This is a genomic window from Enterococcus avium ATCC 14025 (genome assembly GCF_000406965.1).
In the GTDB taxonomy this organism is placed as follows: domain Bacteria; phylum Bacillota; class Bacilli; order Lactobacillales; family Enterococcaceae; genus Enterococcus_A; species Enterococcus_A avium.
This window is the reverse complement of the sequence record NZ_KE136364.1, coordinates 447,475-461,137: the sequence shown is the minus strand read 5'-3', so window position 1 is coordinate 461,137 and position 13,663 is coordinate 447,475. Positions and strand designations below refer to the sequence as shown.

15 protein-coding genes and 1 pseudogene are annotated in these 13,663 nt (G+C 38.1%); 5 read left to right on the top strand and 11 right to left on the bottom strand.

Annotated features, from left to right (window positions below):
• Window positions 1-51 precede the first annotated feature (51 nt).
• From fss3 to rpsP, 9 genes and pseudogenes are all read right to left on the bottom strand, one after another.
• On the bottom strand, window positions 52-3,285 hold the full coding sequence (gene fss3 / locus OMU_RS15090; RefSeq protein ID WP_016180749.1) for a fibrinogen-binding MSCRAMM adhesin Fss3: 3,234 nt from the start codon (window positions 3,283-3,285) through the stop codon (window positions 52-54).
• A gap of 84 nt (window positions 3,286-3,369) precedes the next feature.
• Window positions 3,370-4,025, bottom strand: a pseudogene (locus OMU_RS23755) (hypothetical protein).
• A gap of 359 nt (window positions 4,026-4,384) precedes the next feature.
• Window positions 4,385-4,732 (bottom strand): 50S ribosomal protein L19, encoded by a 348-nt coding sequence (gene rplS / locus OMU_RS15075; protein WP_010746105.1) that lies wholly within the window; start codon window positions 4,730-4,732, stop codon window positions 4,385-4,387.
• Between the two features lie 142 nt (window positions 4,733-4,874).
• Window positions 4,875-5,450 carry a helix-turn-helix domain-containing protein gene (locus tag OMU_RS15070; protein ID WP_016180746.1) on the bottom strand — a complete coding sequence of 192 codons (576 nt, stop codon included), beginning with the start codon at window positions 5,448-5,450 and terminating at the stop codon, window positions 4,875-4,877.
• Window positions 5,451-5,615: 165 nt separating this feature from the next.
• Entirely contained in the window at window positions 5,616-6,356 is a 741-nt protein-coding gene (gene trmD / locus OMU_RS15065; RefSeq protein ID WP_016180745.1) for a tRNA (guanosine(37)-N1)-methyltransferase TrmD, read from the bottom strand.
• A complete protein-coding gene (gene rimM / locus OMU_RS15060) occupies window positions 6,343-6,867 on the bottom strand; it encodes a ribosome maturation factor RimM (RefSeq protein ID WP_016180744.1) in 525 nt (174 codons plus the stop codon). Before rimM ends, trmD begins: the two co-directional genes overlap by 14 nt.
• A gap of 22 nt (window positions 6,868-6,889) precedes the next feature.
• On the bottom strand, window positions 6,890-7,717 hold the full coding sequence (locus OMU_RS15055; protein WP_016180743.1) for a membrane lipoprotein lipid attachment site-containing protein: 828 nt from the start codon (window positions 7,715-7,717) through the stop codon (window positions 6,890-6,892).
• Window positions 7,718-7,796: 79 nt separating this feature from the next.
• A complete protein-coding gene (locus tag OMU_RS15050) occupies window positions 7,797-8,042 on the bottom strand; it encodes a KH domain-containing protein (protein WP_016180742.1) in 246 nt (81 codons plus the stop codon).
• An 11-nt stretch (window positions 8,043-8,053) separates the two neighbouring features.
• Window positions 8,054-8,329 carry a 30S ribosomal protein S16 gene (rpsP, locus tag OMU_RS15045; protein ID WP_016180741.1) on the bottom strand — a complete coding sequence of 92 codons (276 nt, stop codon included), beginning with the start codon at window positions 8,327-8,329 and terminating at the stop codon, window positions 8,054-8,056.
• Window positions 8,330-8,522: 193 nt separating this feature from the next.
• On the opposite strand from rpsP, the gene OMU_RS15040 reads away from it, so the two are divergent.
• Both OMU_RS15040 and OMU_RS15035 read left to right on the top strand, forming a co-directional pair.
• Window positions 8,523-9,077, top strand: coding sequence for an NADPH-dependent FMN reductase (locus OMU_RS15040; RefSeq protein WP_016180740.1), 555 nt, complete (start codon window positions 8,523-8,525; stop codon window positions 9,075-9,077).
• A gap of 108 nt (window positions 9,078-9,185) precedes the next feature.
• Window positions 9,186-9,833 carry a GNAT family N-acetyltransferase gene (locus OMU_RS15035; RefSeq protein ID WP_016180739.1) on the top strand — a complete coding sequence of 216 codons (648 nt, stop codon included), beginning with the start codon at window positions 9,186-9,188 and terminating at the stop codon, window positions 9,831-9,833.
• A 74-nt stretch (window positions 9,834-9,907) separates the two neighbouring features.
• Here OMU_RS15035 and OMU_RS15030 read toward each other — a convergent pair whose 3' ends face one another.
• Window positions 9,908-10,423, bottom strand: coding sequence for a dihydrofolate reductase family protein (locus tag OMU_RS15030; protein WP_016180738.1), 516 nt, complete (start codon window positions 10,421-10,423; stop codon window positions 9,908-9,910).
• 67 nt (window positions 10,424-10,490) lie between these two features.
• Window positions 10,491-11,072 (bottom strand): DNA-3-methyladenine glycosylase I, encoded by a 582-nt coding sequence (locus OMU_RS15025; RefSeq protein ID WP_016180737.1) that lies wholly within the window; start codon window positions 11,070-11,072, stop codon window positions 10,491-10,493.
• Between the two features lie 135 nt (window positions 11,073-11,207).
• Here OMU_RS15025 and OMU_RS15020 point away from each other — a divergent pair, with 135 nt between their 5' ends.
• The 3 genes from OMU_RS15020 to OMU_RS15010 are packed head-to-tail and all read left to right on the top strand — an operon-like array spanning window position 11,208 to window position 13,662.
• Window positions 11,208-11,594, top strand: coding sequence for a GntR family transcriptional regulator (locus OMU_RS15020; protein WP_016180736.1), 387 nt, complete (start codon window positions 11,208-11,210; stop codon window positions 11,592-11,594).
• Window positions 11,591-12,475 carry an ATP-binding cassette domain-containing protein gene (locus OMU_RS15015; protein ID WP_016180735.1) on the top strand — a complete coding sequence of 295 codons (885 nt, stop codon included), beginning with the start codon at window positions 11,591-11,593 and terminating at the stop codon, window positions 12,473-12,475. The genes OMU_RS15020 and OMU_RS15015 overlap by 4 nt, the downstream gene beginning before the upstream one ends.
• Entirely contained in the window at window positions 12,472-13,662 is a 1,191-nt protein-coding gene (locus OMU_RS15010) for an ABC transporter permease (RefSeq protein ID WP_016180734.1), read from the top strand. Before OMU_RS15015 ends, OMU_RS15010 begins: the two co-directional genes overlap by 4 nt.
• Window position 13,663 lies beyond the last annotated feature (1 nt).

Here is a 13,663-nt window from a genome sequence, read left to right as displayed (position 1 = left end):
AGGCGGTCGCGCACGTTGGTTCTTAGGATTTACTTGTATCATCTCATCACCTTAGTTCCGGCGATTCCAGAAATAATAGCCCGCCGTCGCAAAAATCAAAGTAAAACCAATGAACAGTAAAACATTGGAATTTTTCTCCCCGGTTTGAGGGAAGGTCTTCACTGTGGGACTAGATTCTTGAGAGCCACTTGGAACAGTTGGTGTTTCCGGTTGTTTCGGCGTACTTAGTATGGTTGGAACTTCTTTTGGTGTTAAGGTTTGAGATTTTTCTTTCAAATCTTCATTGTGTTTTCCATTGATATTCCCATCTTTATCGTAATTGATTTCCGCAAAAGTAAACTTGGTTCCTTCTGGATATTTTCCGGTATCTACTTTTTTCGCAAGCACAGTTTTGGTGAATTCTTTATCATTTACTTCATACTCAATCTTGCCAGATTTCCAAATTTCTTTGTTTGTACCATCCGGTAACAAAGCATACAGAATTGTTTCGAAAGCTTCTTTTGAGCCATCCAGTACATCATGAGTAATCGACACATCATCAAACATATCCACCACATCACCATGAGTAAAGGTCTGAGAACCGTTTTCTAGGTGGGCCTTTGTTTGGATAGAAACATGACGTTCCACCGTACAATTAACAGTTTGGGCTTGATTATTCAAGCTAACATCCTTCGCTACTGGCTTATCGCCTGCTTCAAAAGCTTCCTTATTTTCATACACATAGTTGAATAAGACAATAGTTTTATTTAAAACTTGTTCGGCGGTTAATTTATGCTGAATTTTCCAAGTTCCTGTTTTCTCTTTGTTCGCCAACGTTGCGCTTGTTTCTGCAATCACCACTGGTTTGGCTTTTTCATCTTTTTCTTGGGCAGCTTTTGTCGCATCCACATCAATGGCTTGCGCTACCACATACCAGTCTTCTTTGATTTCATGTAGATTGTAACTCAATTTATCAACTAGCTCGGTAGAATCCAGAGAAGTTAATTCTTTGTTTCCGTCTTTCCAAGTCGCAAGAGAAGTTAAACTATCTTCTTCCTCAGGCAAATCATAGAGCATTAAACGGTTCAAACTAACAGAAAATGCTTTGTTCGTCAGCTTCTCGTAAGGAACGGTCACCGTTTTAATTGGTTGTTTTTGGTCTTGTTCGGTAATGGTAAAGACATACTCACTCTTCACAAAGTCTTCTTTGTTTTCCTTAAAAGTAGAACGGATTTCTAATGGCGTAATCTTTTGAAAACCTTCTGGGGCTTCTACTTCTTCAAGTAAATAATCCCCATAAGGAAGATTTTCAAACTTGCCATAACCATCAAACCCTAATTGCTCGTTATAAGCTGTGGTCGCTTCATCTTCGGCACCTGTGATTTCATTGGTCCCTTCCAATGGCGACACTTTAAAGGTCAGATCATTGAAGCCAGTTTCGGTAGTGCCCGCAGCTGATCCAGCAAATTTAAAGAAATCAAAGCCAAAGCGAATCACTTGTTCTTTTGCCGTAACATCTCGGGTAATCACGGCATTTTTTTCGTTATCATCTACCTTTTTGATAGAAACAGGATACTTCGTTTCATCCAAGGTATATCCTTCAGGTGCTTTGGTTTCTTGCCAGTAGTACTCGTTGATGGCTAAGTGTTTAACGGCAGCTTGATTCTTTTCATCTAAAGCCAGAGTCACTGTTTCATCAGAAGCTTTCGTTCCCTTTACCATTTCTGGTTTAAAAACTTCACTCCATTTAACCGCTTTTCCATCCTTAGCAGTAAACAAGGTATATTCAGTCCCCTCAAAGACTGCCCTGCCTTGTGTTTTATCTCCAGTATCCTTGTCTTCTTTTATCAGAGTTGTTTCCCCAGTAATTTCTTGGTTTTGCCCTTTGATATTGCTGGTCACAAGGGCCACGGTTTGATTGGCATACTTCAATTCGACTTTTACTGCTTTAAAGGTATTCACGAAGCCATTAGATGCTTTGGTTTCGGTCACGTAGTAAGTTCCCAATTCCAATGCATTAGCAATCTCTTTTGGTGTTTCTGCATGACCGTTTTCATCCGTGGTCATTTCTTGAACAATTTCACCAGTGGGACTGTCCTTGCGAATAGCAAACGTGTTTCCAGCTAAAGAGTAATTGTCGTTCCAAAGATCACTTCCTGTTTCAATCCCGGTTTTATCCAGAATGATTTGACCTTTTTCTCGCGTATTTTTTGAAGTCATTGAAATGGTCTCGCCCGCTTTAATCGTAGCAGTCATGGGTATGGTATCAATCGTATAAGGCGCCGGCACCGATTTTTCGGTAATGGTTACCTTTGTACCATGAGGAATCCCATCCAATGTAGCAATGCCTTCTTTGTCAGTAGTCACGTCTTTTGCAGGTAAATTTTTTCCAAAGTCTAAATGGAAAACCGTTCCTGGTACAATAGCACCTGATTCTTTATCAACTTTTTTGATTTTTAAAGAACCCTCGGTTTCTACATCAATTTTGACCGTGTAAGTGTTCGGTTTATCAATCGCCCCAGCCATCAGGGTTTGTTGGCCAACCTTTTTATAGGCGACAGGTGTTCCGGTGCCAGCAGATTTCTTAAGCGTCAGCACACCACTTTCTTTTGAACTCGCATTTGGGGTGATTATCAACTGATTGCCATTCACACGATAATCAATGTTTGCGGTATTTTCCACCACTTCATCAAACTCTGACAAATTCAGATTATTCGTATCCGTCATAGTAGTCGATTGCCCTAATACTATTTTAGCCGTACTATTATGGAAGCTTGGTTTCTTCTGATAATCGGCAATGGCTTGATTGATTTTTGCCTCAATGGCTGCGATATTTACGGCACTACCATTCAATCGTTTGATTGAGTGAAGGGTATACCCATTAACTTCTTGCCAGATCATCTTCTGTGCCACAATATGAGTATCTACATCTGTACCGGCTTTTTTCCATAGAACGGAAACTAGTTTCGCTTTCTCTGGCATATCAGGCAATGGATTTTTCTCATAACCCGGCGTGAACTCATTGTCAATTGGGACTCCTGGCTCAATACAGAAAATATCTTGTTTCACGCCGTTGTACACAGCATAATGTGGAACAGTGACTTCTGACATTGGACGACCGTCACTGAAAGTTCCTTCAACAACATATTGATGCGCTAAATCTAATTCAACCGTCACTGTTTGTGGATGAGTAATTTCATCAGCAAAGACAATCATAGGACCAATCGCTCCTACAATTGTTTGATCCAGACCCAACAAAGCTAAAGCCGCAAACAATCGCCATTTTTTAAATCTCGGTTTTTTCATAAAGTAAAATCTCCTTTCGTTTTTTGCAATAAAAAAAGACGTTCAAATTTTTAGTTTTGAACGTCTTTCTTAAATTTGATACTATTAACTTTTCTTTCGAGATAGATTATTTCTTTGTTTATAAATTTTGATTTTACGATAATCAAATCCAATTTCTTCCATTAATTCCTCCCAAGTTTTATTTGTCCTTCTCAATATTGTTATCGCCGAAGGAAGCTTATCCGATTTTGATAGCTTACGAAATTTCGTCATCGATAAATCTTCTTCAAGTCCTAATCGAATAATTTCTTCCCTAAGCTCCATCAATAATTGAAAATTAGTTAACAAATTTTTCTCTTCCTTTTTTCTAAATAGTGGTCGTACATCACCAACTATTTTTTTCAACGTACTTAGAGAAGGGACATCTCTTCCAACTGCTTTTTTTTCGTAATTACGCTGTGACCGAATTTTTTCATCACTTATAAACTTTTCTACTATTTCAATCAATTTGTCATATGGCATCTTAGTCCATTTTCCATAATCATTTTTTTAAGTCCAATACTATCTAGTAAGTTGTCCCATGATCCATATTTCTGATTAATGAACCAAATACTTGGTGACTCATTGGGGTATTCTGCTAGCTTTTTTTGGTATTGTCTTGTAGATGTAATTCCGTGTTTTTCGATAAAATTATTAATTGTTAAAATCAATTTTAAGTCACTTTGGTTCTTCCAAATAATTCGACCATCAATCTTATCCATTAATGAATCTCCTAAAAAAAATTTAGAGAATATCTATCACAACAACTTTTTATCACCAAAGTATATGTTTTGCCTTTTTTTGAGAACTGACACCTTTTTATCCTAAGGGGTTAAAAACATGATAAATTCGGTAAATGTTTTGGTATTTTTCGTATTATATTTGCAGTCAAGTTGACTACTAAATTTTGTCCTATTTTGACGACACTGTTAGTCAATATCGGACAATCTAGGGGAATATGAGTAAAAAATAGCCCAAAACAGCCAATTCAGGCTTAAAACTGCGATAGAGAAAAAAGAAAAAGCCCTTGATATACAAGGACTTTTCACAGATTTTAGAGATTTCAGGAGTTTTTCCGTTATTATCTTCTAATTTCTTTGATACGAGCTGCTTTTCCGTGTAATGCACGTAGATAGTAAAGTTTTGCACGACGCACTTTACCGTAACGAACAACTTCGATTTTGGCAACACGTGGAGTGTGTAGTGGGAAAGTACGTTCCACACCAACACCGTTAGAGATTTTACGTACTGTGTAAGTTTCGCTGATGCCAGCTCCACGACGTTTGATAACAACGCCTTCGAATAACTGAATACGTTCGCGAGTTCCTTCGACAACTTTCGCGTGAACGCGAACAGTGTCCCCAGGACGGAATGCTGGGATATCAGTACGTAATTGTTCTTGAGTTAGTTCTTGAATCAATGGATTCATCTTTATCATTCTCCTTATTCCAAACATTCATAGGACCACCTGTCCCAGCGGAATATCGTATAATAGATGAGCTTTACACTCACCTGAATATTCTAACAGAGGAACTTCTATCTGTAAAGATAAAATTCTTGTCAGAAGATGATTATTTCAATTTCCGGCGTGTTTTGATGAAGTGATTCTCCGCAAAATCAAAGCTGTCTTCACTAACATCAATTGTCAATCTGCGGGTAAGAAGCTCATTTTGAGTGATATTGATCAAATAATAGATTCCCTTTTCTTTAATTAAATAGTATTTGCTAGGATCACGCCAATGATCCTCCACTTCATGGATACCCGGAAGCAGTAAGAAATCGACAATCTTTTCTTTATTCGACATTTTTCTTTTACGGTATAACTCACAGATTGTTTCCGCGTTCGGAAATTTTTCTAATACGATTTGATCTTCCAACAAAGCATTTCCTTTAGGCTTTGTATAATTCGAGCGATCAATTGATTGTTTGATTAAGTGATTATCAATCGGTTCCTGATCATTAACTAAATAATCAATGCTCACTTGAAAAAGCTGGGCAATTCTCTTTAAATTATCGATATCTGGAATTCCGCGGTTGGTCTCCCATTTGGCAATCGCCTGTCTTGATACCTCTAGTTTTTCTGCCAAATCCTTTTGCGATAACTCTTGCTCTAATCGCAGTCGTCTAATTTTTTCTCCACTAAGCATCTGCTTTCCCCCCACTACCTTTTCTGATTCAATCATACAATTAATCAGTCGGTTATAGGAAGAAACTCTTTGTAGCAAAATAGTTACGTAACGTAACAAGGCTGATTTAATAGCATTTAATCAAACCACTAAAAGAGCCCTTGATATAAAAGGGCTCGACATACACTATTGTTCTTCTTGTTTGATCTCTGCTAAGAATTTTTCCATCTCAGGAGTCAATTCTAATTTTTCCAACATATCTGGTCGACGCAAATAAGTTCGGCGCAATGATTCTTTTAATTGCCATGCCTCAATCAAACGATGATTGCCGTTCATTAAAACTTCTGGAACTTTCATCCCCGCAAATTCAGCTGGTCGCGTATATTGCGGATGCTCCAGCAAACCTGTGGAGTGAGAATCTGTTTTTGCCGAAATCTGATTGCCTAACACTTCTGGTAACAGACGAACAGTTGCATCGATCATTACAACAGCGCCAAGTTCACCGCCAGTTAAAACATAATCGCCTAGTGAAACCTCATCAGTTACTAGCGAGCGAATGCGCTCATCATAGCCTTCATAATGTCCACAAATGAAGACTAATTGCTCCTCCTGTGAAAATTCCTCCGCCATATTTTGATTGAAAGGTTTTCCGGCAGGATCAAGTAAAATAACTCTTTTTTTCTGCTCACCGGTTTCCTCTTCAATCGCCTTTAAATTATCATAGATAGGCTGTACCTTCAGCAGCATACCTGCGCCTCCACCATATGGATAATCGTCGACTTGCATATGTTTATTCCCCGAATACGCTCGAAAATCATGGACATTGATCTCCAGTAACCCTTTCTCAATGGCCTTGCCGATGATCGATTCTCCCAGCGGACCTTCAACCATTTTTGGAAAAAGTGTCAGTACATCAATTCGCATCATCCAACAACCCTTCTGGAATTTCAACATGGACGATTCCTTCCGTTAAATCAATGTCTTTAACGACTGATTCGATGTAAGGAATTAATGCATCTTTTTGCCCTTTACGCTTAACTACCCAGACATCATTGGCTCCAGGAGATAAAATTTCCGTAATCTTGCCGATTTCCTTATCGTCTTCATCTACAACCGTTAATCCGATGATCTCATGGTAGTAATATTCATGTTCATCCAATTCCCTCAGCTGTTTTTCTGAGATTTTCAGAATGCCGTCGCGAAAGGATTCAACATCATTGATATTTGGATAGCCTTCAAAGCTAAGCAAATCAAAATTTTTATGTCGGCGATAACTTGCGATGGTTAGTGGAAGAACATCTTGCTTTTCGCGAAATAAGAAAAGCTGCTCCCCTACTTGGTAACGTTCCTCCGTAAAATCAGTCGTAGAAATCACGCGAACTTCACCGCGAATTCCGTGAGTATTGACGATTTTTCCAACTTTGTAATAATTAGTCACGTAGTTTCCTCTTTCTTTTCATCTATTTTGCCATTGAGACAGCCATTTTCAAGGCACTCATTGAATCGTTATTCATGATTGTGTATACTGTTTGATTGTTTTGCCAAACCACACGATTGGATTGATAATCACCTTTAGCCACACGTAATGAGATCTGGCCAGCATCATACGGAACTGGCAAGAAAGCTTCCTCTAAATATTCAACTGTTTGTTTGGCTAATGGAACAGGATCTTCTTGTTCAAGATTGTTTGCCTGTACAGCCAAGCTCCAATTGCCTTCTTTCCACATAACAAAACTAGACCCGGCACCAGCACTTCGGTAACCTGTGATAGTATGACCTAGATCAACCTGTTGACCATTTGCATCATAAGTCTGACCAACTTCATTTTTGGCAGTTTCCTTTGAGTCAAAGGACTGGCGCTGGAAATAAGCCACGGGTGTCTGATTCTTCAACGATGGATCATTAAAGGGGGTTGCTTCATTTACAATATAAAAATTGATCTTCAAAATACCTTGCTCTTCAGAAGCGCTGATTCCAATCTCCTTCCCGCTGCTGATAGTTGCTGGGTCGGGAAAATTATCATTTGGATAATTTGCCTTTAATTCATCGATTGCCGCCATCCCATGATTGCCGTGAGTGGAATCTGTACCAGAAGAATTCGTTGCTGCCTTTGTACTTGAAATGGTTGACGAATTTTTACTTGAATCACTTTTTTTCGAACTCACTGTGCTGGTATTCTCAGTCGTAGCAACAGTCGATTTCGTCGAGCTATCTTTTGAATCATTATTTCCAGAATTACATGCCGATAAAACAAACAATGCACTTAGCAAAATTAAATATTTTTTCATGATGGAACACCTCCACCCATAGTTTATCGTACTTCTAATGAAAAAACACCCGAATCAAACTGACTCGAGTGTTCTTACTTTATTTACCATCCACGATGTTGAGACGAACTTTTTTCGGTCCATTCGTTCGAACACTGTAAACGATCGTACGAATCGCTTTTGCTACTCGACCTTGTTTTCCGATAATTCTGCCGATATCCTCTGGTGCAACGACTAGGTTGTACTCAAAGAAATCTTTAGATTCTTCAATCTCTAACTTCACTTCTTCAGGCTTTGTCACCAAAGGGTGAACAATAGTCAACACAAGGTTAGTTAAATCTTGCATAATTGATCACCTTACTTCTTAGCGAATTTAGCTTCGTGGTGTTTTTGCATGATGCCTTCTTTAGAAAGAATGTTGCGAACGGTATCAGAAGGTTGTGCACCTTTTTGTAACCAGTTTAAAACATCTTCTTCTTTTAATACGACTTCTGCAGGGTTTTTCAAAGGATTGTAAGTACCCACAGTTTCGATAAAACGTCCATCACGAGGAGAACGAGAATCAGCAACAACGATACGGTAGAAAGGTTTCTTTTTAGAACCCATACGTTTCAAGCGAATTTTAACTGCCATTGTATAACTACACCTCCATATAATTAATCACAAGATGTAGTCTAACACGCTTTTAGTTAGCTGTAAAGAGTTTTTTCTTTACAGGTCTATTTTTCTTTCAAAGCATATTTTTTGCACATTTTACTTATTTTTTGTAAGATAATAAATGTAGATAACAACAGCGATCGTAATGATCGAATTAGGAGGAATTATTATGACAAAAACAATTGGTATTTTAGTCGGCAGTCTGCGCAAGGATTCTTACAATAAGATCGTTGCAAAACAATTTGCAGAATTACTGCCTGACGGCTTTGAAGCAAAATTTATTGAAATTGGCGATCTTCCATTTTACAATGAAGATCTTGAAGTGGAAGGCTCTGTTCCTGAAGCTTGGACACGTTTCCGTAACGATGTAAATAGCGTCGATGGATTATTCTTCGTTACTCCAGAGTATAATCGTTCTGTTCCAGCAGCGTTGAAAAATGCGTTAGATGTTGGTTCTCGTCCAATGGGCAGCAGTGTTTGGGGTGGTAAACCTGGTTTAGTCGTGACTGTATCCCCTGGTGGCCCTGGCGGCTTTGGTGCAAACCACGCATTACGTCAATCATTAGTTTTCTTAGACGTTCCTACTTTGCAACAACCAGAAGCTTACATCGGCGGCATTATGAATCTTGTTGATAATGACGGACATATTGCTGATGGTACGGTTGAATTCTTTAAAACAATCACAGATAAATATATCGAATTCTTCAATAAATTAGTTAAATAATTTCACCAGAAGACTGCGGATACTGTTCTTAAATGAACAATGTCCGCAGTCTTTTTTGATGCACTTATTATGCTATACTCAATTTAGAATTAGATTGGAGGATATCATTTGACTATTACTATTAGACTTGAAGAAGAACGAGATTATCGCAGGGTTGAAGAAATTACTCGCGAAGCTTTTTGGAATTTATATTTACCTGGAGCTGAGGAACATTACCTTGCACACACACTTCGCAAGCATCCGGATTTTATTCCAGAGCTGACCTTTGTCATTGAACTAGATGAAAACATTATTGGCAGCATTTTTTATAGTAAAGCTAAAATCGTTGATGCTGATAACAACGAGTATCCAGTCATTTCCTTTGGTCCCGTTAGTATCGCACCAGAGTATCATCGACAAGGCTATGGTCGAATGCTGAACGAACACTCCATCAATGAAGCAAAACGCTTAGGCTATGAGGCAATCGTACTGGGTGGCTTTCCTTATCACTACCATACATATGGTTTTATTGGCACAAAGAAGTACAACATCTCCATGCCGGATGGAAAATTTTATACTGGTATTATGGCCTTACCGCTAAAGGATGGGGCGCTTGATGCTATTAGCGGCCATATTGTCTTTTCAGAAGGGCTATATCCTGATCCCCAAGGATTAGAGGCTTTTGATCAAACCTTTCCTGAAAAAGAGAAGAAAGTATTGCCTTGTCAAGCAAAGTTTGAAGCAGCTGCAAGCGAAATCGATGAACATGAGTATTAAGACAGAACGCTCCTATTCTTTCCAATTTGAAAAGGAATAGGAGCGTTCGAATTTATTTTATAAAGAAATTTCGATTAAGCTTGCTTTAAATGTAGCTGTGCAAACTGACCGAACTGTTCTGTTTCGATCAACTTTAGTTTTTGTTGGTTGATTTGTGGCAAAAAGAGCGGAACGCCCTCGCCTAATAGTATTGGTACGATTTGAATCCACCACTCTTCAATTAAGCCAGCTTCAATCACTGGTTGCAACAAGGCACCGCCGCCAACAACCCAAATCGTTTTCTCTGATGGTAGATTTTGAATAAACGTTATAGGATCTTCATTAACCACTTGAAGATTGTCATCAACGTCTAAATCCGTGTGACTAAAGACAAAGTTTTCCTTCTCTGGATAAAGAATTTCTAACTGTGCATCACGTTTTACTACTTCATAGGTTCTGCGTCCCATCATCGTATAATCAATCGCTTGATAAAATACATCATAAGGTACTAGTTCGCCACCTTCTTGATGATACAACCAATTTAAACCGTCTTCTTTATCCGCTAAATATCCATCTAAACTCATTGCTCCGTAGAATACTGCGTGTGCCATCTAATCCCACCTCTTTCTTCTATTCATTTTATCAAGTGGCAAGACCAATTCAACTTTATTGCCTATCTTAGTCGTTTTGCTTCATCCCAGTGTTCAGCTCTTCATATCGGAAACATGCCATCTCATGATCGTTTACAATTCCAACTGCCTGTAAAAAAGCATAAATCGTTGTACTGCCGACAAATTTAAAGCCGCGTTTCTTTAAATCTTTGGCAATTCGGTCAGACAGCTCTGTTTTCGCCGGTACTTCTGAAGCATTTTTTATCTTATTATCTACCACTTGATGGTCGGTAAAGCCCCATAAATAATCAGAAAAGCTGACTCCCTCAGCTTGCATCGCTAGTATCTTTTGCGCATTGTTGATCGCCGCTTCGATTTTTCGACGATTGCGAATAATTCCTGCATCCTGCATTAGCGATTCGATCTTTGCTTCATCAAATTCTGCAACCTTTTTAATCTCAAATTGTTCATAGGCGTTGTCAAAATTATCCATTTTATTTAAAATCGTTTGCCAGCTTAATCCAGCTTGGTTCATATCCAAAACTAACTTTCGAAAAAGACGTTGATCATCGTATTCTGGCGTACCCCATACCGTATCATGATACACCTGCATATTTTCATTATTTCCTGACCATTGACACCGATACATCCGCATCACTCCTATTTTCAAATTTAAAAAACGAACATACGCTCCCCTTGAGTATACCAGAAAATGAAAAAAAGTCATTGCCTAACTGAAGTGTACTATGTATACTAGCACACGTAGATACATGGAGGTGAGTGTATGGTTCATATCGATAAAAACAGCAGCCGTGCTTATTACGAGCAATTAGTATTAGGAATCAAAGAAGACATCTTACATGGTATTTTACAGCCCGGAGATAAAATACCATCTGTCAGAGAAATGGCGAAGCAATTGTTAATGAACCCGAATACCATCAGTAAAGCCTATAAGGTATTAGAAACGGAAAAAGTACTTGTTACCGTCAAAGGCAAGGGTACTTTTGTACGCGCGATTGAAGAACCCCCTAGAGATGAGATTCGTATCCAAGAATTAAAAGAACATTTGAATGAACTTGTTATCGAGGCACGACATCTACAAATCTCGCAGAGTGAATTGATTGCTTGGATATATGAAGCAGAAAAAAATTTGGGAGGTCTTACCATATGATTGTAAAAAATTTGAACAAAAAAATTGATCAGCAACCAATACTCACAACGGTTGAGTTTGAATTAGCTGAACATGAGATCGTTGGGCTTGTCGGTCGAAACGGTTCTGGAAAGACCACCTTATTACGCGTAATTGCTGGACAATATTTACCTGATAGAGGAGATATATTGATTGATCAAAGATCGATTTATCAGCGACCAGAATTAAAACAGGAAATCTTTTTTATTGATGAAAAAGAAAATTTTTTCCGTCTCTATACTCTTAAAAAAATTGCGCGATTCTATCAACTAGCCTATCCAAAATTCGATTTTGTCTCCTTTAAAGAATTGGTAGGAATGCATGGGCTTCCATTGAATAAAAATTACCGCCAGCTTTCAAAAGGACAGCAAGCATTGTTCCAAATTATTTTAGCTGTGTGCTCTAATGCGCAGTATTTATTATTAGACGAACCTTTTGATGGGTTAGACATTATCGTGAAAAAAGAAGTGATTGGTTTACTGATGAGCCATTTAAGCGAAAATTCTTGTACGGCATTGATCGCTTCTCACAACTTACTGGAGCTGGAAAATTTGATTGATCGTGTATTGCTGCTAAAAGATCAATCGATCATCAAAGACTACCGTTTGGAAGATATGCGAGAAACAGCGAAAAAACTTCAGTTGGTCTTTAAAACAAAAAAAGTACCTATGGTAATCAAAGAAAATTCTAAAATGCTGGATTTTCAAGGTCGTGTCGTTACTGTTGTATTTGAAAATTTCACAGCAGAATTAGAAACAGCCATCAAAGAATTTGATCCGTTAGTATATGAAGAATTGCCTTTAACTTTAGAAGATCTTTTCGAAGCCAATTTAAAAACACGTAGAAAGGGGATTTTGAGATGATCCGTGCTATTATTTTTGAGCGTTATAAGAAAGTACTGATCGCCGCGTGTCTACTGGTGATTGGTGTGGGTGTATTTAACGCCTTAACTGAAAATAAACAATGGAAAATGATTTATCATGAACCTCATGCCAAAGAAAACTTTGAAAAAAATCGCGCTGGAATCACCTATTGGGATGAAAAAACGGAAAAAAATGTTCACTATACTTCTTATCACCAATTTCAAAAAGCTCAACTGGAATTTTATCACTCCGATTCAGGCGGTTTCGAAACACTTGAAGCCTCAAATTATTCTGAGAAAACTTTTTATTATTCAAATTTTTCAACCTATTTTAATGGTGCTTTATTGCTACTCGTTCCCTTATTAGGATTCTTGCTCTTCTTTATTGATCAGAAAACAGCTTTTAATCACTATCTTTTTTCATTAGGATGCTCACGAAAGATTCTATTTCAGAGTAAAATTCTCTATGTCGCCCTTCCTTTTTTATTGGTAACCCTGATTAGTCAATTTGTGTACGCCTTGCTGATCCATGCGCTGATTCCAGCTCCTTATATGAATGCGACCTTAGGACAATTAGTTACTTCTATAATTAGTCATTCTTCATTACTCTTTTTTTTATTTTGTGCAGGTACTTTTATTGGGTCTATGGTTGGAAATGTATTTTTTGGTCCCTTGACCTTATTTGTATTTCTCTTTTTGAGGAGTTGGCTGCCAAATGCGATCTATTCATTGAGTGACATTATAAACTTAGTAAAAGGATCAAGTCATTCCTCATTACCAAGAACTTTATTTGTTGATTCGGTTGGAAAAAACGGTGGCAATATGTTGGTAAACTGTATTTTGGTTGTCGTTGGTCTGCTTTTAATTTTTTGGACCTATCAAAAATTCCAGTCATTATCATTAGAAAACGATAATGCCTATTTGCTTCATAAAGAATCGCGCTGGCCGATCTGGGGAATGATGACGCTGTTTACTTCCTTTGTTCTCATTTTTAATTTCTTTAATCCTTGGATGATCTTTTTGACTAACCGAATGAGTCGGATCGATACGTCAATTAGCCAACCGATTCTATCGACTGTCCTAGTTACTCTAATCGTCGCCGGAATCTGTGGCCTTATACTGTTTTTCGGCGAAGTGACGAAACATCTAGCAAAGACTCTTAACAAGTTCAATCATCAAATGAGGTGAT

Coding starts and splice junctions, on each gene's coding strand:
- fss3 (WP_016180749.1), bottom strand. CDS start 3,285: ATGAAAAAACCGAGATTTAAAAAATGGCGATTGTTTGCGGCTTTAGCT.
- rplS (WP_010746105.1), bottom strand. CDS start 4,732: ATGAATCCATTGATTCAAGAACTAACTCAAGAACAATTACGTACTGAT.
- OMU_RS15070 (WP_016180746.1), bottom strand. CDS start 5,450: ATGCTTAGTGGAGAAAAAATTAGACGACTGCGATTAGAGCAAGAGTTA.
- trmD (WP_016180745.1), bottom strand. CDS start 6,356: ATGATGCGAATTGATGTACTGACACTTTTTCCAAAAATGGTTGAAGGT.
- OMU_RS15055 (WP_016180743.1), bottom strand. CDS start 7,717: ATGAAAAAATATTTAATTTTGCTAAGTGCATTGTTTGTTTTATCGGCA.
- OMU_RS15050 (WP_016180742.1), bottom strand. CDS start 8,042: ATGCAAGATTTAACTAACCTTGTGTTGACTATTGTTCACCCTTTGGTG.
- rpsP (WP_016180741.1), bottom strand. CDS start 8,329: ATGGCAGTTAAAATTCGCTTGAAACGTATGGGTTCTAAAAAGAAACCT.
- OMU_RS15040 (WP_016180740.1), top strand. CDS start 8,523: ATGACAAAAACAATTGGTATTTTAGTCGGCAGTCTGCGCAAGGATTCT.
- OMU_RS15030 (WP_016180738.1), bottom strand. CDS start 10,423: ATGGCACACGCAGTATTCTACGGAGCAATGAGTTTAGATGGATATTTA.
- OMU_RS15025 (WP_016180737.1), bottom strand. CDS start 11,072: ATGTATCGGTGTCAATGGTCAGGAAATAATGAAAATATGCAGGTGTAT.
- OMU_RS15020 (WP_016180736.1), top strand. CDS start 11,208: ATGGTTCATATCGATAAAAACAGCAGCCGTGCTTATTACGAGCAATTA.
- OMU_RS15015 (WP_016180735.1), top strand. CDS start 11,591: ATGATTGTAAAAAATTTGAACAAAAAAATTGATCAGCAACCAATACTC.
- OMU_RS15010 (WP_016180734.1), top strand. CDS start 12,472: ATGATCCGTGCTATTATTTTTGAGCGTTATAAGAAAGTACTGATCGCC.